This window comes from Lujinxingia sediminis (assembly GCF_004005565.1).
Taxonomy (GTDB): domain Bacteria; phylum Myxococcota_A; class Bradymonadia; order Bradymonadales; family Bradymonadaceae; genus Lujinxingia; species Lujinxingia sediminis.
Genome location: NZ_SADD01000009.1, coordinates 1 through 21,729, shown reverse-complemented (window position 1 = coordinate 21,729; position 21,729 = coordinate 1). Strand labels below are relative to the sequence as shown.

Below are 21,729 nucleotides of genomic sequence, written 5' to 3'. Positions count from 1 at the left end.
TTTGCCAGATTTGGAGGTTTCATGTTCAAGCAGAAGTTGACCAGCGTGGTCAACAACGTCGAGGGCGCCATCGGCTGCCTGCTCATTGGCTTTGACGGCATTCCCATCGACAGCGTCTACAAAGACGAAGAGCTGCCGCAGATGAGCGCAGTCGCCATCGAGCTGAGCAACCTCCTGGACAAGTTTCGCCGCCTGCAGATCTACGACGTCGGCGAGGTCAACGAGGTCAGTATCACCGCCGGATCGATTACGGCGCTGGCCAAGGTGGTCGCCGAAGAATATCTGCTTATTCTTGCCCTCACCGCTGAGGGAGACGTCAACCGGGGTCAGACGATGTTGCGTCTGATCTCGCCATTTGTTGAGCGCGAGATGCGCTGAAGTTATGGCGCAGCAGTCAGGCCCGCAGCGGGCCACCTAAACCGGAATGAAGTGAAGGGGCTTGCTTTGAGACGCGGCGCGCGGCGCTGCCGACACGCGTGGCCAGCCTGCCCTGCCTCATCCACACCCGACGACGCCCCCGGCCGGGGCACGCCTACCTTTTGAGAGCGAGCCATGATCAGCACCCAGGACTTTCGTAAAAACCTTAAGATCGAGATCGATGGTGAGCCCTACGTCATCATCGACTGCCAGCACGTCAAGCCGGGCAAAGGGGTGGCCTTTGTCAAAACCCGCATCAAGAGCCTGATCTCGGGGCGAGTACTCGACCAGAACTACCGCTCTGGCGATAAGGTCGAGGCGCCCAACCTCGAGTCTCGCACCATGCAGTACCTCTACCCCGAAGACACGTTTTACGTCTTTATGGACACCTCGACCTACGAGCAGATTCGCCTGTCCAAAGACGCGGTTGAAGACGTGCTCCCCTACCTCAAAGACAACCTTGAGGTGGACGTGCTCTTCCACAACAACAAGCCTATCAGCGTGGAACCGCCGACCTTTTTGGTGCTGGAAGTCACCCAGACCGATCCGGGCTTTAAGGGCGACACCGCCCAGGGTGCCACCAAGCCGGCGACCCTGGAGACGGGCCTGACTGTGCAGGTGCCCCTCTACATGGAGATCGGCCAGATGGTGAAAGTCGATACGCGCACCGGCGAGTTTGTGGAGCGCGTCAACAAGTAAGCGTTGAAAATAAAGAGCCGAGGTTATGCATTCTATCCCCGGCTTCGGGCCGGTGAGCGTGCGCTCACCGGCCACCTTGACGCTCTCGAAAGGGCCAACGTATCATCGGCCTTTACCCCCCCCGAAGCCTATTGAAACTCTCGCCGGGCGGCCGCACCCATTGCCGTCCCGTCCCCCGGCTTCATCGTCTTGCGACGCGCAGGGAACTCCGTGGCGATCAACCGCAACAAAGTGCTCAACGCGGCTCAGAAACACATCCGCAAAGGCAACTGGGATAAGGCCCTCAAGGAGTATATTCTCCTGGCCGAAGACGATCCCTCCGATCTGCGCACGCTGCTTAAGTGCGGCGACCTCTACGTCAAGCTCGATCGTGTCGATGAGGCGCTCTCGGCCTACAAGACGGTAGCCGACCGCTACGCCCAGCAAGACATGTACGAGAAGGCCATCGCCGTCTACAAGCAGGCCCAGCGCCTCGACGACAGCGATGTCGCTCTGCACCACGCCATCGGGGAGTGCTACTTCCGGCTGGGGCGCCTCAAAGACGCGGTGCGCTCCTTCCATCACGCCCAGCGCATGTACAAAGAGCTGGGCGATGGCGAGCGCCAGCGCCAGATGCTCGAACAGATGGCGCGCATCGACCCCGAGGACGTCGGTCTGCGCATCCAGCTCGCCGAGCGCTACACCCGCGACGGGCTCAACGCCCAGGCCATCGAAGCCTTTAGCTTCTGCGCTGCGAAGCTTGAGGAGGAAGGGCGCCACGATGAGCTTTTGCAGGTGCTGGAGCGCGTGCTCTTTTTGACGCCGCAGCGCCACGATCTGCGCAAGCAGGTGGTGCGCCTGCATCTGGAGCGTCGCGACGAGCAGACCGCCTTGCAGCATCTTCAGATCCTCTTTCGGGAGACCCCCGAAGATGTGGAGACGCTGGAACTTCTGAGCGACACCTTTGAGCGACTCGGGCGCGACGATAAAGCGGTGATGGTGCTGCTCTCCCTGCCGCCGCTCTACAGCGCGGCGGGCCGACGCGCCGACGCCGAGAACGCCTGGCGGCGTATCGCTCGCCTCGACCCGAAGAACGCACAGGCGCAAGAGGCACTGGGGCTCGCCAGCTCCACCGAAGACAGCGGCGTGCTGGCCGCTGCGCCCTCCACCGACGCGCTGCGCGCTCGCCAGAGCACGCCGGCTCCGGCCGACAATCTCGGCGACGTGGAGTTCCTCGACGACGACATTGAGTTTCTCGACGACGATCTGGAAGTGGCGCTCGCGCCGGCCACAACCAGCGCGGCTGCAGCACCGTCGGCGCCCCACCGCTCGCCAGCGCCGCAGGTGCCGCCCGCCCGTCCGAGCGCTCCGCAGCCCCATCAGCATCAGCCGAAGGTGCCGGTGGCCGAATCGGTGGAAGCCTTTGTCGACATCACCAACGAAGTGGAGTTTCTCGACGATGGGACCTCCTCAGGGCTCATTGAGATCGAGGCGGTCGAAGCCGCGCCGGCCAGCGAGAACGAGATCCGGCAGATGCTCAGCGAATGCCAGGTCTTCTTAAAATACGGCCTTTACGACAAGGCTGTGGCGGCCATTGAGGCCGCCCTGGAACGCTCTCCTAAGAGCGTCGTGGCCCATCAGCAGAAGTTGGATCTTGCGCGTGCCACCCGCGATCAGACCGGTGCCTACCGCATGCTGATCACGTTGGCCGAGCTTACCGCCGAGACGCCTCTTCGGGCCTATGAGTTTTTGATCGAGGCGCTGGAGGTGGCTCCCAACCCGCAGGCGGTGCATGTGCGCGCGCAGGCGCTCGGGATCGATCTCAACGGCCCGCCCCCCACCGAGGGCATCGCCGAGATTTCAATCGACGCCATTGAGGTGGTCGAGGTCAGCGACGAGCCGGGCACGATGCAGGTCGATGTCGATGCCATCGACGATTTCGTAAGCGTAGAGCCCGACCCCGTCTCCGATTCTCTGGACTTTCTCGATGAGGCGGTCGTCGACTTTCTGCCTCCCTCCGAGGAGTTTGAAGCCGACGAAGCGGTGCACGCCGCGCTGGAGACCCTCGACTCGGCCTTCGACGCCTTTGGCGACGCGCCCGAGAGCAGCCTGGCGCAGGCCACCGAGGCCGAACCTCTCTCCCTGGGTGACATCGAGTCGATCGAGGAGATCGCCGACTTCGATGACATCAACGTGGCCGACATCGCCGCCTTTGAGAGCGTCGATGCGTCGGATCTGATGGACGGGCTGGACTTCGCCTCCAGCGTGGTTTCCGACGATGAGCTGGCCTTCGATACCAACGACGTCGTTGATATGGATCTGAGTCAGGATGTCGCAGGGATGGTCGAGATGGACTTCTCGGCGCTCGATGACGCGCCGGCCAGCGGTGAAGCTCCCAGCGTCAACGCGCTCTTTGCCGACGTGGAAGCCGACGACCTCTTCGACGACCTCTTCGGCGACATGTTCTCCGGCGGCGACGTCAACATCGGCGGCGACGATCCGATGGGTGAAATGGCCGAGATCGACTTCTTCATTCAGCAGGGGCTGACCGAAGAGGCATCCGAGGCGATCAACACCTTTGAAGACCAGCACCCCAACCATCCGGGTCTGGCCAAGCGACGCGCGCAGCTGATGCAGGTGCGCGGCGGCCTGGGCGCAGCCGACAACCCCTTCGGCGCGCGCAGCCTCTCCCAGAAGTTCAATCCCAACGCGGCCAACGCGACCAGCAAGGTCCCCGCTCCGAACTTCGGAGAAGTCGTCAACTCCAACCTCGAGTTGGGTGTGGCCTACCGCGAGATGGGGCTTCTCAACGAGGCCCTCGACGAGTTCCGCCAGGCCGCCGACGACCCCGATGCCCGGGACGCCGCCGCCTACCAGATCGCCCTCTGCGAGCTGGAGCTGGGGCTGACCGAAGAGGCTCGTCATACCCTCACCGAACTTCATGCACGCCAGGGACTCAGCGCCGATATGCGCCGGACGGTAGAGGAGCAACTCGAAGCCCTCGGGGCACAGACCTGAGGGCCAACGCACTTTAGGCTTGACGCTTCCGCACAACTGCCTAATCTAATCGGACGATCTGCGGGTGTAACTCAGCGGTAGAGTGTCAGCTTCCCAAGCTGAAGGTCGTGGGTTCAAATCCCATCACCCGCTTACACAGAGCGTAAACGAAAAACCCCCGACGCCTTCCGGCGTCGGGGGTTTTTCATTTGGGAAGGCCTTGTACGCGCTCAGCGCGTACGCAGTACGCGCCGCCTGGCGAGCAGCCCGACCATCACCACGAGCATCAGAACCGAGGTTCCGCCGGCGTCGGTGGAGGAGCAGCCCACGCAGGAGTTCTCGTCGAGCATGCGCTCGTCGGACCCGTCGCCGGCATCGGGTTGAGCGCCGGCGTCGGGTTGAGCGCCGGCGTCGGAATCCCCGCTTCCTCCATCGCCCTGCCCCGCATCGCTCTGGCCGGCATCAGGTTGATCCGCGTCGGTCTCGCCAGCGTCAACCTCGGGCTCCTCAACGCCCTGACGCGTCAGCCGCAACGCGTCCGCCACGAACTGCAGACGATCCGCAAAGGCCTCGCCACTGTTGTCGTAGATCTCCAGGCGTTCGCCGCTCTCCCCGCTCAAGCGAAAGGTTCCGAGGGAGGTCCACCCGCTGGCCGCGCCCTGGTCGAGACGAAGATCGTGCTGCTGACCATCGGCAAAGAGGCTGTAGCGCGCCCGAGCGCTGCTGGCGATGGTCGGCTCGATGTAGACCTCCAGCTCATAGTCGCCGGGCTCTTCGACGTGCAGGCTCCAGCGGGCGTAGCCATCGGGGTCCGGGGAGTCCCAGGCATAGGTCCAGTTGAGACTTCCACCGTGGCCGACCTCTTCGGTGCGCCAGGTCCCGGCATTGCCCAGAAGTTGAAAGCAGGCGTCGTCATTGTCGATCACCCCGCCCTCAGCACCGATGAGGCCGCAGGGCTCGGCGGGCTGCCCGATGAGTTCCTGGTAGGAGGTCACCAGCGACATGTAGGCGGGGATGTAGACCTGGCCGTGCGGGCTGACATTGCGGCGGATGTCATAGTGAAGATGAATGGTTGTGGGCGTGCCACCGAAGGCGTTGGAGACAAGCCCCAACCTGTCGCCGGCCGCAACCGTATCGCCCGTGGAGACGGCCAGGGTGGCCGGGTCCATATGCAGGTAGCGGTGCAGGGTGCCGTCGGCCGTCATCAGGTAGACCGAGTAGGTGCCGACGTTGGTGATCGTGCCGGCCTCGGCGGCCACGGTCCAGTGGGTCTTGTTATCGCAGGTCGCCGCGCGAATGTCCTGCCCCTGGTGGCCCTGGCCTCCCGGACAAAGGGGCATATCCCAGGAGCGCGTCTCACAGTAGTTATCCCACCAGGGGTAGCTGTAGTTGCCCGGGTCGCACTGGCCGCCGCCGGGGCCGTTCATGCCCCCGTGTCCCCAGACCTGGGAGTTGGGGTAGGCCGGGGCCTGCTCGATCGGAAAACGCATTCCGGGCACGTGGACCGTGTAGTCGACGCGCCCGGTGCCGCTGCCATCCACGAGCTGACCGGGAGGCTGGTAGGTGAACTCTTCGGCCTGCGCCGGCATCGCAACGAGTGCCGCGCCCAGGCCGAAGATGGCGCCAGATACGAACGTCTTAAAGGTCTTCAACGTCATTGACTTCATCGTGTGGCCTCCGCTCCGAGTAGCTTCAGCCCTTCGACCAACTCCCAGGCAAACGCGTCTTCGGCGCAGCGCGGGTTCTTGAGCGGGTCCTGGCAGTCGATATCCAGCGAATAGGCCACGTCGAAGCTCTCAAAACTTACAGTGACGATGGCGTGGGTGCGGCTTAAGACGGGGCGGCCGGCCTGCGCGTCCGGATGTTCTTTGAGGCCGCTTCCCGGCAGGCTGTGCCGGGCGTTGGTGCCGTGGATCACCACCCCAAAATCCTCGCCGCGCATGGACGCACCATACCAGGTGGGGCCGGTGGTCAGCTGCAGGGTGGCCAGGAGCGCGTCATGGTCGGGGAGCAGCACCGGCACCGGTGAGGCGACGGCGAGTTTGAGCACGTCCTCCGAGACGCGCTCGGGGGAGAGGCGTTCGGCCCGGGCGGCGGCCTCCCGGTCAGGCTCGATGGTTTTGAATGACGCGTCGGCCGCAGCCTCAGCCCGGGGCTCGGAGCGCTCCAGGGTGACGAGGGGTTGGGATGAGGCATGCGCTGGCGACGTCTCGGTCCCGGGTTCGGCGCAGCCCACGCCGAGGGTGCAGACAACGCTCATGGCCAGTGTGCTGACAGTGCCAGAGAAGGCATATCGCAGCCGGGGATCGCGGTGGCGAGTAGCAACATCCATTCAAACTCCCGAGTCGGGGGGGCCGGCGGTGCCCTGGCGAGGTCAGTCGGACAGGTGCAAGGTCGGCCGGAGCATTTTGATACAAAGCAGCGCCAGAGGTGTATCGGAGTGGGGTGGAGAAACCCCGAGCTTAAGCATAAGCCCCGGCGGGGTTGTTTGGGAAGGTGGCTGAGCCCCGTCTTCACATCGACCGGGGACGCGACACCTTCCTGGGCAACATCACCGCGTTGATGGCCCAGCAGCTCGACCAGAACGCGCAGCTTCTGCATGCCGTTTACGACGCGCAGGACCCGGCCACGGCGTCGGGCATTCATCTGGACAAGCGCTGTGCGCTGACGCGAGTGATTCGCCGGCAAGCCCAGCCAGCGACCGTGGAGCTCAAGCTCACAGGTGATAGCGGTGTGACGGTGCCAGCCGGGCAGATTGTCGAGGACACCGCTCGCCAGCGCTGGCGCACCACCAAGGCCGCCCCCCTTACCGACGATGGAACCGGACAGGGCGTGGCGCTGGTGGCCGCGCGCTCGGAAGTGGTGGGCGAGCTCGGCGCAGAACCCGGCACCATCACCAAGATCGTCACCCCGGTGGCGGGCTGGCTCAGCGTCACCAACCCGCAGGCTGCTACCCGGGGCATCGACCGGGAGACTGATGCCCAGCTTCGGCAGCGTCGGGCGTTCTCGCTGCAGATTCAGGGCGGGTCGAGTTGTGCGGTGATTCGCGGGAAGCTCTTGGAGTTCAGCTTCATCACCAGCGCCCAGGTCTTCGACAACCCCACCAACAGCACCAGGATGGTTGCCGGGGTAGAGGCGCCGCCGCATAGCGCAGTGGTCTACATCTACGGGCAGGGTATCGACGGGGCGTTGGAGAACTCCACCCAAACAGAGGAGGTGGCCAAGCTGTTATATCACGCGCTGACCGCAGGCGTGCGCACCGCTGGCAACGACGAGAAATGGACGGTGACCACCGCCGACGGGGCCCAGACCGTGGTGCAGTGGAGCTATGCCGAGGCAGTCACCGTCGATGTGACGGTGGAAGTTGAAGGTGTGACGGCAGCGAGCGTGAGTGAAGAAGTAGAGAGCACCGTCGAAAAGTATTTTGAGTCATTGGGAGTGGGTGACACTGCTCGACGTCTGCCCCTGATCGTGGAGATTGCAAAGATTGAAGGGATCACGGGTGTCGAGGTGCTCTTCGACGGTCAGCCTGATGATGTCGCCGTCGAGCCTTACCAGCTCGCTGCGCAAAGTGGCGCAACCGTCATTCAGGGATAACCGCAACCGCCATGGGGATAACAAACCTCACCAAGTGGACAGTCACGCTCATAAGGTTGTTGGATTGCCACCCTATGCTCTGGCTCTTCGGAACATATCGGTGAGTCGCCGGTGCAGCCCGCATAACGCTGGAATCGGTAACGCGTGTTGTGGCTGGCGCATTCATAGAACCAGTCCAACATCTCCTCCCCACACTGCGTTCCAGCCGGCTCCAAAAAGCACCCATCGCAACACGCCGTCTCCTCATCACAATTGCAAGGCTCACCCACACACGCCCCGGCCTGGCAGCTATCTCCACCGGTGTCAGGGTTGCCGTCGTCACAGGCTTCGTCCTCTGCGATCGGCTCGCAGCCGTTGCAGCATGAGCTCTCTTCATCGCAGGTGCAGACTCGGCCGACGCACTCGCCGGCCTGGCAGGTGCCGTCGATGACGCGGAGATCTTCTGTGTCGGTCTCGCAGGCGAACCCGTTGCGTGCGGGGAGCACGGCGCTGCAGCCCGTAACCTCGTCGCAGCTCACGCTCTGGCATTCCGGGTGGTCGATCAGCGCGTCGCATGGGGAGCCGGTGGGTTCGCCGCAGGTGCCGTTGGGCTGGCAGGTGGTGCCCAGGGTGCATTCCAGGCCATCGTCGCAGGAGGTGCCGGCGTTGATGGGGTCGCAGCCGTCGCAGCACTCGGTGGCGGCGTCGCAGGTGCAGTCAGGGGCGTCGACATCGGCATCCGCGTCGGGTTCATCGCTCGTGTCGGTGTCCTCGCCCGCGTCAAGCTCCTCGCCCGCGTCAGGCTCCTCGCCCGCGTCAGGCTCCTCGCCCGCGTCAAGCTCCTCGCCCGTGTCAGCGTCGGGCGAAGTATCCGTATCGGGCTCGGAGATGTCGCTTCCGGTGTCGCGAGGTTGCGATTGGGTGCCGGGCTCGGAGTCTCCGCAGGCGAGCGAGAGGGCGAGTAGCGTGAGCATCAGGACGCGGAGAAGCATGGTGAAACCCCGGGTTCGGGTGAGGTCGAATCATGTCTTTTTTTGGAAATCAGACAACGTTTAGAGAGCGCTGAGATTCTTAGCAGAATATGTCTTCACCTTCGAGGTGTGTGGTCAAAACTCAGCCTACACACATACGGAGTCAGGTCTCCTGCTCAATTCCCTCCCCCCTCCTCCCCCAGCGCTACACGCGCTCTGCAGCCCCCGTCGGCGAGTATGGGGCGACGGTAGCCGGCCTTGACGATCCTCAGTCGGGACTCGTCCGGGATCATGTAGGTGGCGTAGTCGGCGTAAAACTCCAGGGCATCGACAAGCTCGCGGATGGTGGTGTTCAGGTCATCGGCCAGCTCGTCGTAGGCGCGGCGGGCGGCGTCACGCTCAAGACGAGCGAGCTCCAGCTGGCCGAGCGGGACGAGGGATTCTCGGCCAGCTCCCGAAACCTCAGCGGAAGCTGTCAGGCACCGAATCTGCGTAGCGTTGAGGCCGAAAACGCGCGCGATATCTCCTCGTCGCCCCCGGGGTAAACCGTGGCGCTCCCAGTAGCTGACCGTGGTGTGACTCACCCCGAGCCTCTTTGCCAGCTCCCTCTGGGTCCAGCCCTCGCGGGCCCGCAGATCCGACAGCTCCTGTGGCCCTTGCTCCCTGCTCACGCTTGAATGCATCACGATGGCACCTCCTATCTCTCGTGCATCAGGACGTCGCCAGCAAGGCCAGCTCATCCGGCCTCGTCATAGCAACCTGAACACATGTACCGTTAGCCACGTTACACAGCAAGAGCGGATTGCAATTCTCTCGAATCGGTACTATCCGAGATGCGCGATTCCCGCGTTGATACTCATCCATCCCGCCCCGAGCCCCCCATGCTTAGCCTCGCGATACGCCAGCTTCGAACGGAGAAGGGTTACAGCCAGGAAGAACTCGGCGATCGGCTGGGTGTCTCGAAGATGACGATCTCGCGGTGGGAGGCCAGCGATCCTCCCGACAATCGCGTCAGCGAGATCGCCGGGGCGCTGGAGATCAGCGTGACCCATCTACGCCGCCTGGCGGCAGGGCTCAACACCCGGGCTCAGGCGCAGGCCGAGACCACCACCTTCGTGCGCAGCGACGCCGGAATCAACGCCTGGCGAAACGCCATCGCGCTGGCCGGTCTGGATCCGCACGTCGCGTTGATCCTGGCGACATTGCCGGCATTTCTAGACGCGGAGACCGGCGTGGTCGTGGTCACCACCGCCGAGCTCTATGAACGCGCCAATCTGCCTCCCGAGTGGGTTCAAACCCATCTTCCAGCGGTCGTAGACAGCCCCTGGGTCGATCGCATCGGCCGGGTCGAATGGGTCTTCACATTGACCTTTCCCCCCGAATTTCTGCAGAAAAACCCGCTTTAATGTCAGCGCCTTAGGCTTTATTTATCGCTATACGATGATCCTGACACCTTTCCAGGCGTTGACCCCGGGTTTATCGTCCCCGCATACTGCTCACCTGTTTAGATGACTGAGGTGATGATGTCCGGGGATTCCACACAGACTGCGCTCGCAACCCGCCTGCTCACCGGCGACCTCTCGGCGGAGGTGCGTCTGGCGCTGGTGGGGCTTCTGCCCTGGCTGGGGCAGCCCGAGCTCCTGCGCACGCTCGATCTTCATGAGATCGCCAGCCTGAGGCGAACTCCAATCGCCCACCTGCAGGCAGCGCGCCAGCTCTTGCTTGCGGAAGGCGATTCGAATTCGAACGACTCAAGTAACGTTACTTCGCGTGACGAGCCCCGCAGACACTGACAACATGTTCAGCTCCTCAGTTCAACTTCGACGCATAGGAGCATGCGCATGTTTATTGAAAATAGCCTCACCCTCTCCACCGACGCCCTGCGCGAAGAGCGCCTCCCCCGCTATGTGAGCGCCGAGCACGCCGTCGACCATTACCTGCGCCTGGCGCTGCAATGCGGCGGGCTCTCGGCGCTGGACTACCGCAGCGTGGGCCTCTTCATTCAACACGCCCCTCCCCCGGAGCCCGGCCATATCCGTGACTTAAGCACCCGCTGGGAGCTTGAGGCGGCGTTTTCCCAGGCGCGCGACCGCAGCCTGGAAGAGGACTGGACGGTGTGGTGCGAGGTGCGCATCCACCACCGCTCCTACCGCGAGATCCAGGGATGGTCGAAGACCACCGTCGGCCGCAAGGTCGAGCGGGTGGACGGGCGAGTGGAGGAGGCCCTGGCCGAGCGTCGGATGCTGGCCCGCCACCGTATGGAGCACGCCGCGAACATCAAGGAGGGCGCATGAGCAGCAAGGCGGAACGTTACGTGCTCGCAAAGCTCAACGGCGCCGGAAGCCGCGAGGCCGCCCGTCAGGCGGGTTACGCCGGGGGGCGCCCCCCTTCCACGGCGCTGCGCCTCTACGAGCGGGTGCGCGAGTTACGCGCGATGCCCGACGGCGCGCGCTGGATCGAGCGCCGGTTGCAGGAGCGCGAGGAAGAGGTCCGCGAGCTTCGCGCCACCATGCGCGCCGCAAAACTCCTGGAGCGGGCGGTGTCGTCGCACCATTAGACGACGTTTTGGCCCCTGTCCCACCCTTGATCACCCGCATAAAACCAGGTCGAACGCCGATCGACACCTGCTCAAACGTGCAGCTCCCGACTCATTGTGAAGGGAACACACAACGACGCAACACAAAGCGCAGGTGATCGCAGCGTGAAGCAGCGTTGAGTTTCTGACAACCGGGCCATGGGGCCCATAACACGGTGACGGCGTTCTATAGCGAACACGTCACCATCAACCCGTGGGGATTTGCCCCACAAGGAGACGTATGGAAGGCACCTTGAGCCTGGTCAATCGCCTGACGGCAGTGGCCTCTGAAAGCAGCTACGGAGACGACGCGTTTGTCGGGAGTGACCCCGCCGAGTTTCTGGCATTTCTGAGCTTTAACCCGACCACCACCAACGAGATTGTGCCCGATGCAGGCATGCGCGCCACGCACAGCGGCAGATCGCACGACGTGTTCCAGGGCGGCGCTTCGGTGAGCTGGGAAATCGCGCTGACCGGCATCGTGGATCCAAATGGAACTCCGGCGCTGCCCGTCACCCCTCTGCTGCTCGCCAGCAACTGGGCGCAGCAAGCCATCGTTGGGCCGCCGCCCTCGTACGAGCACAACCTCGTCACCGGCGACAACATGACGAAGGTGCCGAGCTGCACCTTCGTTGAATACCTCATCGAGCATGACGGAGAGAACGCCCGAAAAGTTGTTTACACCGGCATGCGCGGCAACTCGACGCTCACGCTCGAGATGGGACAGCCGGTTCGGCTCTCTGGCGAGTTCACGGGCAAGTTCGCCAGCTTCCCCTCCTCGGCAACGCCAAAACCGGCCACCCCTGCGGTCTACAGCGGAGAGGAAAACCGCTTCATCATGGTCGGTGCAGAACTCACCGCGGATGCGGTCAGCTATCCCGTCGAAAGTGTGAACTTCAGCACCAACTGGCAGGTGCGTGAAGACCGCGACGGCACCACCGCCGATACCACCCTCTCCTACGTTCATCTTGAGCGTTCTCCCGGGGACCGCGTCACCGGAAGCATGACGCTTAAGGGGCGTTCAGCGGCTCTCAATACGCTTCTACCCGCCATTGAGGCCGGCACGGCGTTTGAGCTTGTGGTGAGCCTGGAGAACAGCAACGGCGACACCCTGACGATCACGGCCCCCTCGATGCAGTTCGGATCGTTTGGACGCGGCGGTGACGGGGCGATGACCTTCGATGTGCCCATCCACTGCAATGGCACCGATGCCGGTGAAAACGAACTGACTCTGAACTTCGGGAGGAGCGCATGAACAACGCCATCGATCTGGAACACCTTCTCAACGGGGGCGCTGACCGCTCCATGACGCTCGAGCTGCGAGGCCAACCCGTTGAGATTCGCCACAACGTCGCGGGTCACGCGACCTACCTCGAACTCGCCCGCTTCGGCCTGGAGGTAGAAGCGACTCGTCGCGAGCGCGAAGAGCGCGGCGAAGATCCCTTTCTGAAGCCTGATGAGCTCAAGAAGATCATGTCGGTGATCGATGCTCACCTCGTCGAGGTCGGCGGCAACCCCTGGGTGGACTTGAGCGAAGCGATGCGCAGCCGCGTGCTCAACTCGCTCTCACGCTCGCAACAGCTGGATCTTTACTACGCCATTCGGCACGGAGAGCTGCCCCCGTCGTTGGGAAAATCCTCGACGCGTACCTCCAGCGAATCTACTGCGAGCCCCCCTGCAGATGCGAGCGATGCGGAGGATTCGAACACGGGGAGTGCCAGCTAAGCGGGTACGGCGAGGTCGACGGGCTGGTCGCCACATACTTTACATATGTGCAGCACGGAAACGTGCCCCTCACTGCGCTACCACGTTGGGTTGCCACCGTGGGGCAACGGATTCGCTATTGGCGCGCGTTGGGTGCGGCCAAACAAAGCAACAAATCCTATGAGCGCAAAAAACAACGTCAGTTGTTGGAGCGCATCGGAGTGAGGTGAAGCGATGTCAGATAACGTCTACATAACTCAGGAGGAGCTCGAGGCGCGGGCCGACGAGCTCCTCCTGATCACGGAAGCTACAAAGGCACTCTCCCAGAGTTCAAACGAACTAGAACGTGCCGCGGTACATACGGCTGCTGCCACCGCAGCCTTGACGCCTCCTCTTGAACATCTCCAAGCAAACTCGGAGAGCGGCGCGCGCGCTGCCGAGGCTCAAGCGGAAGGCGTCAAGAAGGCGGGCGACGAAGCTGAGGATGCGGCAGATAAGGTCGGGAAGCTTAGCAAAGCTAACGCCTATCTTAAAAAGGCTATAAATGCGGTGGAAAGAAACGTCAAACCGGCAATGACAGCTGTTTACAAGACCTATGGTTTTGCGGGTGATACCATCAAAGCCATGGTTAACGAACAACGAGAGCAACTCGCCATTGACGCCCGATTGCGCTCCTCGTTGGAGTCTACCGGTGCCACTGCGGAAGAGGTTGCTCAGCGCATGAGCCAGGCCAACGCCCTCTTCGCAGATGCGCAGAGTCGCACCGTGTTCGGTGATGAGGCCCAGGCCGCGGCCCTTACCAACCTGATTAACATCACTGGAAATACCGAGTCGGCCTACGCTACATTAGGCACGGCACTCGACGCTGCGCAACATAGCGGAAGCGATCTCGAAAAAGTCTCGGTGGCCATCGGTCAAGCCATGACCGGCGACATCAAAAAGCTCAAAGAGATGAATCTGCTTCGTAAGGAAGAAGCAGAAAAATTGACGCGGGTGGAAGACGCGAGCATCCGGGCCAGCATCGCGATGGACATCGTGCGCGAGCGCACCGAGGGGGCCGCTGAAAGCATCGATCCGACGCTCCAAAAGGTCGCTCAGCTGGAGAACGATTTTGGAGACGCCAGACAGGCGCTAGGCGGGCTGGCGTTGGCGCTTCTAGAAGGTGGCGCTGCCGTAATATCACTGGGTAGTGATTTGGAGGAAGGGGCGAGTCATCTCAGCACGTTTGCGAACAATCTCAATACTGGCACGCAAGCGCTATATAACTTTTTCGGAGACGATGAAAAACGCACCAAAAACATGGTCGATCATTTCGGATTCGCCTTCGAACAAATTGGCAAAACTGCGAATGAAAGCGTTCTCGACCTTGTCTTTAAATATACTACTCCATGGCAGTTTATCGGTGACACGATGGCCTCTTATTATGCCGATGGCCAGGGTTTGATGACCAAGGCGGAAGCGGAGGAACACGAGCGCCGTGCCAAAGCGCGTGCAGATCGAGAGCAAGGAAGCCGCGAAGAGCTCGAAAGCATCTGGGATGGTTTTGCCGGATTATTTATCCCAGACAATGTGCAACGTATGATGAAGGACTTCGTCGAGTCGCCGGCGCCGAGTGATGCACAGTTTAAACTGAATAACACGCTCAACGATCAAGACGCACGTGCGGCGGAAGAACGCGAACGCATAGAACGCGAACGTGCCGCTGATCGAGCGAGGGAGCGCAGAGAACGCGCCGCCGAAGAACGTAAACAGAGCGAGCAGCGCATCGCTCTGATGAATCTGGAGTTGGAGGCGCTGCAAGCCACGACAGATGAGGAGCGCGAGAATATCGAGCTTAAGCGCTCGATCGCCGAGATTAAGCACCGCGGCCTGAGCGACGCCGAAGAAGAGCTGGCGATCGACGTCGCCACAGCTCAGATGGATGAGCAGCGTGAGAAGCGCAAGAAAGAGGCCGAGGAGGAGGCGAAGACCAAACAAAATGCCATCGACCTTGCGAACCAAGAGCTGGAGATCCTTAACACACGCGACGAGTTGCAGCGCGCCAGTGCCGAGCGCGAGTTGGCCCTGATGCGTGTCGCACAGCAGGAAATGAGCGACGAGGAGCGCAGGCTGGAGTACGCGCGCATTGAGATCGGCTACGAAGAGACGCTGGCCGAGATCAAAGACTCCGAACGTAAGAAGGCAGACGAGGAACGAGTAAAAGCAGAGGAGGAGCGCAAAAAGGCAAGGAAAGCGCTGCAGGAGCACTTCAAGTATGCCGACAAACTTGGAGGCTCTCTTGCGGGCGCCTTCGATGCGTTGGGTGTCAGCGGTATCGGCGAAACAGTCGATGCGCTCTCCGGCATGAGCGATGAGTTCTTTACGCTGCGGGACGCCGGGAAAAAGTCCGCTGTCGCCCTGGAGGGGTCTTTGACCGCGGGATCGGCAGCAGCCAAAGGGGCGATGGAAGCGCTGGGGCTGGGTGTGCAGGAGACGGCGGGCATTCAGGCAGCGTTTGAGGCTGCTGCGGCTGTAGCAGCCGGTGCGACGGGCAACATCCCTGGCGCCATCGCTCACGGGGTGGCCGCGACCATGTATGGGGCAGTCGCAGCCGGGGCTGGAAGCGGAGGAGGCTCTTCGGCTGGCACGTCGTCTGCAGCCCTTTCCGGTGGGGGATCGAGTAGCGGCGGTCCGATCCACACTCCCGATCCGCAGGAGCTCAAGGAGTACCAGACCCAGGCCTATCTGGAGGCCCTGCGCGAGTATGACCGCGAGGGGCAGCAGATCGTCATCAACGTCAACAACCAGGGCGCCAACTTCTTCGAGCGTCAGACGGCCAGCACCCAGCGCGTCGCCAGCGAGCTAGAGCGGGCTGCGCAACTCACCATTGGCGGTAGCGCTTTGAGAGGTTGATATGACCCACTTGGATACAGGTTTTGATGCGTATTTTTACCCCCTGGAGATGGGAGGTGAACAACTCTATGTTCGCGACGATAATTGGAACTCTTTCGGGATCACGGTTGAGCCCGATTTGTATGCGATGTGTGAGGGCACCGAGTATCCCTCGTTGTTTTCGTATATTGTTGATTTGCTTGACACTACATTTCCCGGGCAGTCGTGGGGCTGGAGTCCCATCGGATACGTTGTCAACGACGTGCTCATGCCGGGGTGGGGAGTGCAGCTCACCAGCGACGCATCGTTTCGCGTAGATGCGGCGAGCTCTACGCCGATGTTGACAAAGCTCCTCGGGATGGACTTTGAGACCCGGGATGCCGTCGACACCGGCTATGGCTGGGTTGTCTCTCCCGACGAGCCCTTCGGGGGTTGCTGGCGCTCTCTTCGGGCTCCGGCGAGGCGCCCGCTCAATACCATCGCGGAGCAGTATGTGAGCGGTGGGCGCGGGCAGGGTCTGCACCTCACCCGGTGGGGAACTGACCGCGTTCGCTCGGTCACCTATCGCAATGTGGCAGCCGCCCACGTGATTGAGGGGCGCGCCAACATCCCGGCCTATGCCGACGTGGCCAACCTCGGCACCCGCTGGACGCAGAATCAATTTTGCGACCTGTGGGACCGGGGCATCAGCCGCTACCAGCCGGTGTACGCCGCCTACAACCTTAGGACGATGCCCACGGACATCACCACCGCCGCGCGCTGGGAGGTCTTGCAGTCACCCCAGGGCAGCCAGTTTGCCGATGAGTTCGAGAGCTGCATCAGCCGCGCGAGCAGATCCGCAGAGTATTACGACGTCGAGTTTGCCATGCGGGTGATCGGCGGCAATGACACATGGGGTTAACATGACGTTGAGACGCTACAAAGGATTGAACAAAGGCTGCGTCGTTGTCCTGGAAGGCGTGCGCGCGGGCACGGGTAATGTCTCGCTCATCGGCACTTATGGTGATGTGCCGGCTGATTTGGATCTCGGCGACGTGGCGCAGCTTGTGGGGCCTCCGAGCGACCCCAGCACGGGAGTCGACATGGTAACGGGCTCGATGACCATCTCGCAGCAGACGGCGACCTTTGTGGCGTCTGAGCGCGTCTGCCAGGCCATCGAGCAGGCACGCGCGGTGCAGGACTATGGCGAGGCGTTCCAGTGGACCATGCCCGGGCTCTCCGAGGTGGAAGGGTTTGTCGCTGCGCCCGGGCGTTACGTTTACCGGGTCTCTGGCGAGGCTCCGCCGCATTCCGAGTTTCACACCTCCACAACGACCTATGCGGTAAAGGACCTGGGAGGTGGAGAGTACAACCTTATGGCAAGCCTCCCTCTGCCCTTTAAAAACGCGACCGAGGTCGTCGCCTACGTCGGCTCTCCCCCGCTCGCCGGGCGCCGTATGCTGATCATCGACTACGTTGGCGGCAAGGTACGCTGGGTGTGGCGGCAGTTTATTGAGCGCCGCGCCTACAGCGCGCAGCAAAACGAGGTGGAGATCACCGCAGTCGACCCGATGCGCCCCCTGGAGGGATTGGTCGACGAGAGGCGATACGCACACGTTCAGGCCGCACTACAGCCCTTTGGCCGCTGGATCGGCACCGTGCAGCTTGAGACGGGTGAGGCCATAACGCCGCCCCCGTCTGGAAACGATCCTCCGGGACGTCCCGTCGTGGAGCTCGACGACGTCGTACTCGTGCCCGGGCAGGGCGGTGTTTTTATCGGAAACGGGCTCATTAACACCCCGTCTATGCTGGCCAGTGATGACGAGGTTGGTGTGGTCGACGGACGCGCCAGGGTCGTTTACGCGCACGATCAAAGCGGACTGCTGGGCACGCAAACGATCGCGCAGCGCACAGGCCTGGGGCTTGTACGCGACTGGCTGCGATTCTTTCAGCAGTCGCCCAAAATCGTAGGCGGACTGATCACCTACGATGGCTCGCCGTGGAAGGACCTGATTGCCATCGAAGAGTTCGACACGCTTGAAGAGACTGCCGAGCAGCTGGACCATTCGCTAATCGATGTGGAGATGGGCCTGTCGGAGCTCGCAGGTTGGGCGCTCTCTCCCCAGGGCTATTTCTTGCGTCTGCGCAACGACGGAGCGCTGGGCGTCGCTCGCAGACGCTTTCTAACGCCCTTTGACCTTTTAAATGTCTACGGTGCTGACCCAAAGACGCCGGCGCACCGACTGGCGATGCTCCCCTCGCGTATCGATATCAGCGACCCGGTGCGCGCCATCGAGGCTACCTACGTGGCGGAAGTGGGCGGCGTGGTCTCGCGCATCGAGCCCGATGTGATTGAAGTTCGTCGACGGCGAGCTCCGACGGATCCGGCTCCTCGCTACACCAGCTCGGAGCGGCGCTTTGACTTCCGGGCGTTCAGCCGTGGGCGGCGTGATTTTGTGTCGCTGCTACTCGTAGAAGCACAGTCAGCGCTGAGTCGCGCACCAACGATGACGGTAGAGGTACCTCTCGACGATTTCAGCGCCGCGGACCATCGACAGCTTCCCCCGGTTGGGGAGTGGCTGCGCATCGAGGGCGGGCCTGAGACGGGCGTCATTGGTCCAGAAGGCACACGTATCCTGCCCGATGAAGATGATGTGCGATTCATCGGCCTGGTTACCGCTATCAGGCTCGACCGCGTGCGGCACACCGCCGAGGTCGAGCTGATGATGAGCAACTGGTACGGCGACGACGTACTACCCCGAGTCATCGCGCCGGAGATGGTAGTGAAGGTCTACAATGATAGGCCTGAAAAACAGGTTGTTGAAGTGCGGGGGAGTCTCGAAGAAAACATGTTTATGGTCGGTGACCAGGTCCAGTTCTACGACCGCGACAACCAGCCCATAAGCTCAACGGTGTATAAAGTACTTAAGCCTGTGTCGACTTCGGACGTAGCATTATTCCCTTCGCTACAAGACGAAGATGCCGACCTGCTGGACGCATATATGGGTGAGTACGGGCGCGGCGTCGTGCTCAAACTCGCTGACCTCGGCGACTATAAAAACGACTGGTGGAATAGCCTTACCGGCCAATCCTCACCCTTGCAGAAACCTGATAACCGCTACCGTATTTGGACGTATTGGGATGCTGACCCCTCTCCCGACTCCTGGACAACGTCATGACCAATAAACGCCAATTTCGCCTTCAATCGACTGAGGGACGCCAGCCCGGTCGGCCTTATGGCCAGTACAGCCTCCAGACGATGTTCGATAACGCCGAACAATTACATATGTACGGGGGCACATCGCATACCCACTCGTTTTTCTCCGGATCCGGCGTGGATGATAACGCGTATGGGAATCACCGGGCGTTTGCCTCGGTTGCGAGCTGGGCCACCGTCATGGTGATCCCTTATTATGTTAACCCCGGATTGCACGAGCTTCTAATCAGTCTCAACATCCGGGTGGGACACGGCCCATATGATAAAATCGGCATCCCCTCACCTGTAAGTTTACGCTATTGCTTCGCGAGCAATCCCACTCAAGGAGGCGTGTTTGATGTCTACCCGAAACGCGGCGAAGGTGCCAAGCCAGGCAAATTCGACCACGTCTGGCAACGCGTAAACCACACCTGGGACTGCCGGGAGTCCGTGGGCACCGCCGGGCGCTGGGATTATCTGGTTGTTGCGATGCGCTCGTACGTCTCGCCAGAGGTTCTCAATACGAACCGGTGGAATTGGAATAAGCAGCTGGGGGAGGACCTGCCGAGCATCGACGATAAAGTATACGGCATCCAACAGACTCGCCGACCTGACCAGGTCGTGGTGCAGGAGACCGATCCCATTTATGGCGAGAGCGGAGGCCCTGAGTTTGATCCCGACGCCAACCACACCACGTGCGCAGCGCTCATCACCACCAACGAGATTCCCCGGTGGTATGCTCAGGGTGTGCAGGTCGTCGACCACGTCGGGGCGTTTTTACCCCGGGTGATGCGCATTTACCCCCACGTGCCCGAGCTCACCGGGCAGGATGGCAACAGCTACATCCGCTACGTGGCCAAGGTGTGGTGCAGCTACGCGCAGTTCCGTAGCATCGGGGTACGAGAGAAATACGGGAGACTGGAGAGTGTGCGGCGAGAGGCGCTGCAGGCACGGAAGTCTCCCGACGCGCGAGCGCTTCAATCCATACGTCAGTCGATGGAGTCCACGGCGCGGCGCCCACGTCTGTTGTGGGCGGGCACGCCGGGCGTTCAGGCACCGACCTACAGCAACTGGTATTCCGATCGAAACTACCGGCAGCATCACCCGCATATTGAGGTACTCGCCGACGATCCGGTAACGCTGGAGTTGCCCGCCCCTTCTATTGCTCCGGCAGTGCCGCAGAGGCGTATCGCGCGCATCATGATCGCGGGGCTCTACCGCAACACCGCCACGACTTACGCCGACTACGAGGAGGCTCGACAGGCCGGCGCGCGAGGCACCATCCTGGTGAACGGGGAGGAACACGAGATCGTGTTTGTGCCCTATTGTGTGGGTGGCTCACATATGCTGGAAATGAAACATCGCCAGTATCACAACTTTCCCGGTGATATAGATCCGACAGGACCAAATGGCACTGAGCAGTGCTTTCGTGAGGGCATGCTCGACTTCGGTTCACACGCTCGCGACGGCAAGTGCTGGGACCTGGTGGAGATCGAACTTCCATGGGACATGCGGCGTATCGAAATTACGATCCCCGCAGAGGCTGAGCTAGAGTGGTTGGACGGCTCGGGCTCCGACAGGCCCGGCGAACAAAACGGGTCAAATCGCATACCCAAACGTGAACACTGCAGTCTCCACGTCCTCGGCTACTCTATCTGGAATGATTCCCAGGGGGTAGCTGCATAATTCGCGACACACACGCCCTATGCCCGGACACAACACAACACGGTCCGCACTTATAGAGACGAGACGCTCTTGGGGTGGCGGCTGGACACCTATAAAAAGGCGGGAACGTCTTTCCTCTCCCCCCGCCGTTTCGCGTGGCTCACCACAAACGACACCAAGAATAAACGATGGTGGTCGCTAAAAATGTGCACCGGAACGCGACGGTTATTTAAAGCATGTGGAAGTCATCCGGTACCGTTTTGGTAAAAATACCCCAATAAAGCCCACAAAAACACCCGCTGCCGCGGTGAACACGATGGACTCATATATGGACTATTTGACGCTAAAAAATGTGGAGGTAGGTGTGTGAGCTATTGCGCGGGAACCTTCCAAACCTTGCTGTGTGGGCCTGGTACTGACTGGGTGCTTAGATCCCTGGGTGCCGTCGGTACGAAGTAGCTTGATATGGCGCAACCCTCCGGACCCACAAGGACCACTGCACTTTCTTTGCAGGCGAACCGAACTACCTCGCCGTTGTCGTCGGCACACTCGACATAAATGGTCATGTTTGGGGCGGCTAATACATCAACAAGACCACCTACTGTCTGACGTTCATCAGGACGGAAGCCGCCGCACCTTACAGGGCATCCTGTCCCGCTGCATTCATCTGGTAGGTAAGGGTACATACATGACGCGCCCGAATTATCGTCGGCTTTCAGAAGCACCCACTCCCGATCATCCTCGTAATCGCAACGCGGGTCACGCTGCTCGACGTCTTCGTCGGCACCGCAGGCGGTGAGAGTAACGACTGCGAGTAGTGCTATGAGTGTGCGCATTTAAAGCTCCTGTGTGTCCCCGTGGGTACCGGCGTTGATCGCGCAGACCCTACCTAAACGTAGGGGGAGTCGTCCACCCTTTGCCTCGCAACATATACCGCGTTCGGTGTCTTTATGCGATGACCACCGCGGCTTGAATCATCCCGATCCGGGCACCGCCGGGCGCTGGGATTATCTGGTTGTTGCGATGCGCTCGTACGTCTCGCCAGATGTTCTCGACCCGGGCTTCTGGAACTGGAACAAGCAGCAGGGCAAGGAGCTGCC

At 61.6% G+C, this 21,729-nt stretch carries 18 protein-coding genes and 1 tRNA gene; 15 read left to right on the top strand and 4 right to left on the bottom strand.

Going from position 1 to position 21,729, the window contains the following annotated elements; all coding sequences use genetic code 11:
* The first annotated feature begins 21 nt into the window (after positions 1-21).
* The 4 genes from EA187_RS14450 to EA187_RS14435 all read left to right on the top strand — a co-directional run bounded on the left by EA187_RS14450 (position 22) and on the right by EA187_RS14435 (position 4,245).
* Positions 22-378: a roadblock/LC7 domain-containing protein gene (locus EA187_RS14450; protein ID WP_115605807.1), complete on the top strand. Its 357-nt coding sequence runs from the start codon at positions 22-24 to the stop codon at positions 376-378.
* 174 nt (positions 379-552) lie between these two features.
* A complete protein-coding gene (gene efp / locus EA187_RS14445) occupies positions 553-1,116 on the top strand; it encodes an elongation factor P (RefSeq protein ID WP_115605809.1) in 564 nt (187 codons plus the stop codon).
* 210 nt (positions 1,117-1,326) lie between these two features.
* Positions 1,327-4,113: a tetratricopeptide repeat protein gene (locus tag EA187_RS14440; protein WP_127780736.1), complete on the top strand. Its 2,787-nt coding sequence runs from the start codon at positions 1,327-1,329 to the stop codon at positions 4,111-4,113.
* Positions 4,114-4,173: 60 nt separating this feature from the next.
* A tRNA-Gly gene (locus EA187_RS14435) sits at positions 4,174-4,245 on the top strand.
* A gap of 77 nt (positions 4,246-4,322) precedes the next feature.
* Here EA187_RS14435 and EA187_RS14430 read toward each other — a convergent pair.
* Both EA187_RS14430 and EA187_RS14425 read right to left on the bottom strand, forming a co-directional pair.
* Entirely contained in the window at positions 4,323-5,759 is a 1,437-nt protein-coding gene (locus EA187_RS14430) for a golvesin C-terminal-like domain-containing protein (RefSeq protein ID WP_127780735.1), read from the bottom strand.
* Positions 5,756-6,424, bottom strand: a complete 669-nt coding sequence (locus tag EA187_RS14425; protein ID WP_115605813.1) for a hypothetical protein — start codon at positions 6,422-6,424, stop codon at positions 5,756-5,758. The genes EA187_RS14430 and EA187_RS14425 overlap by 4 nt, the downstream gene beginning before the upstream one ends.
* A gap of 164 nt (positions 6,425-6,588) precedes the next feature.
* On the opposite strand from EA187_RS14425, the gene EA187_RS14420 reads away from it, so the two are divergent.
* Positions 6,589-7,689, top strand: a complete 1,101-nt coding sequence (locus EA187_RS14420; RefSeq protein WP_127780734.1) for a baseplate J/gp47 family protein — start codon at positions 6,589-6,591, stop codon at positions 7,687-7,689.
* Here EA187_RS14420 and EA187_RS14415 read toward each other — a convergent pair.
* Together EA187_RS14415 and EA187_RS14410 are read right to left on the bottom strand one after the other, a co-directional pair.
* Positions 7,680-8,660, bottom strand: coding sequence for a hypothetical protein (locus tag EA187_RS14415; protein WP_127780733.1), 981 nt, complete (start codon positions 8,658-8,660; stop codon positions 7,680-7,682). The two genes, EA187_RS14420 and EA187_RS14415, sit on opposite strands and share 10 nt — an antisense overlap.
* 155 nt (positions 8,661-8,815) lie before the next feature.
* Positions 8,816-9,322 (bottom strand): helix-turn-helix transcriptional regulator, encoded by a 507-nt coding sequence (locus EA187_RS14410; RefSeq protein WP_241250204.1) that lies wholly within the window; start codon positions 9,320-9,322, stop codon positions 8,816-8,818.
* Positions 9,323-9,520: 198 nt separating this feature from the next.
* Here EA187_RS14410 and EA187_RS14405 point away from each other — a divergent pair, with 198 nt between their 5' ends.
* From EA187_RS14405 to EA187_RS14360, 10 genes are all read left to right on the top strand, one after another.
* Positions 9,521-10,045, top strand: a complete 525-nt coding sequence (locus tag EA187_RS14405) for a helix-turn-helix transcriptional regulator (RefSeq protein ID WP_164856288.1) — start codon at positions 9,521-9,523, stop codon at positions 10,043-10,045.
* A gap of 117 nt (positions 10,046-10,162) precedes the next feature.
* Positions 10,163-10,432, top strand: coding sequence for a hypothetical protein (locus tag EA187_RS14400; RefSeq protein ID WP_127780730.1), 270 nt, complete (start codon positions 10,163-10,165; stop codon positions 10,430-10,432).
* Positions 10,433-10,480: 48 nt separating this feature from the next.
* The gene (locus EA187_RS14395; RefSeq protein WP_115608470.1) at positions 10,481-10,933 is read left to right on the top strand and encodes a hypothetical protein; all 453 of its coding nucleotides are present in this window, start codon (positions 10,481-10,483) and stop codon (positions 10,931-10,933) included.
* The gene (locus EA187_RS14390) at positions 10,930-11,196 is read left to right on the top strand and encodes a hypothetical protein (protein ID WP_127780729.1); all 267 of its coding nucleotides are present in this window, start codon (positions 10,930-10,932) and stop codon (positions 11,194-11,196) included. The genes EA187_RS14395 and EA187_RS14390 overlap by 4 nt, the downstream gene beginning before the upstream one ends.
* 259 nt (positions 11,197-11,455) lie before the next feature.
* Positions 11,456-12,469: a phage tail tube protein gene (locus EA187_RS14385; RefSeq protein WP_115608473.1), complete on the top strand. Its 1,014-nt coding sequence runs from the start codon at positions 11,456-11,458 to the stop codon at positions 12,467-12,469.
* The gene (locus EA187_RS14380) at positions 12,466-12,939 is read left to right on the top strand and encodes a hypothetical protein (protein ID WP_115608475.1); all 474 of its coding nucleotides are present in this window, start codon (positions 12,466-12,468) and stop codon (positions 12,937-12,939) included. The genes EA187_RS14385 and EA187_RS14380 overlap by 4 nt, the downstream gene beginning before the upstream one ends.
* Before the next feature lie 213 nt (positions 12,940-13,152).
* Positions 13,153-15,810, top strand: a complete 2,658-nt coding sequence (locus tag EA187_RS14375; RefSeq protein ID WP_127780728.1) for a hypothetical protein — start codon at positions 13,153-13,155, stop codon at positions 15,808-15,810.
* Position 15,811: 1 nt separating this feature from the next.
* Positions 15,812-16,690: a hypothetical protein gene (locus tag EA187_RS14370; protein ID WP_127780727.1), complete on the top strand. Its 879-nt coding sequence runs from the start codon at positions 15,812-15,814 to the stop codon at positions 16,688-16,690.
* A gap of 1 nt (position 16,691) precedes the next feature.
* Complete coding sequence (locus EA187_RS14365; RefSeq protein ID WP_127780726.1) at positions 16,692-18,947, top strand: hypothetical protein; 2,256 nt, start codon at positions 16,692-16,694, stop codon at positions 18,945-18,947.
* Complete coding sequence (locus tag EA187_RS14360; RefSeq protein WP_127780725.1) at positions 18,944-20,650, top strand: hypothetical protein; 1,707 nt, start codon at positions 18,944-18,946, stop codon at positions 20,648-20,650. The genes EA187_RS14365 and EA187_RS14360 overlap by 4 nt, the downstream gene beginning before the upstream one ends.
* Positions 20,651-21,729: the final 1,079 nt, after the last annotated feature.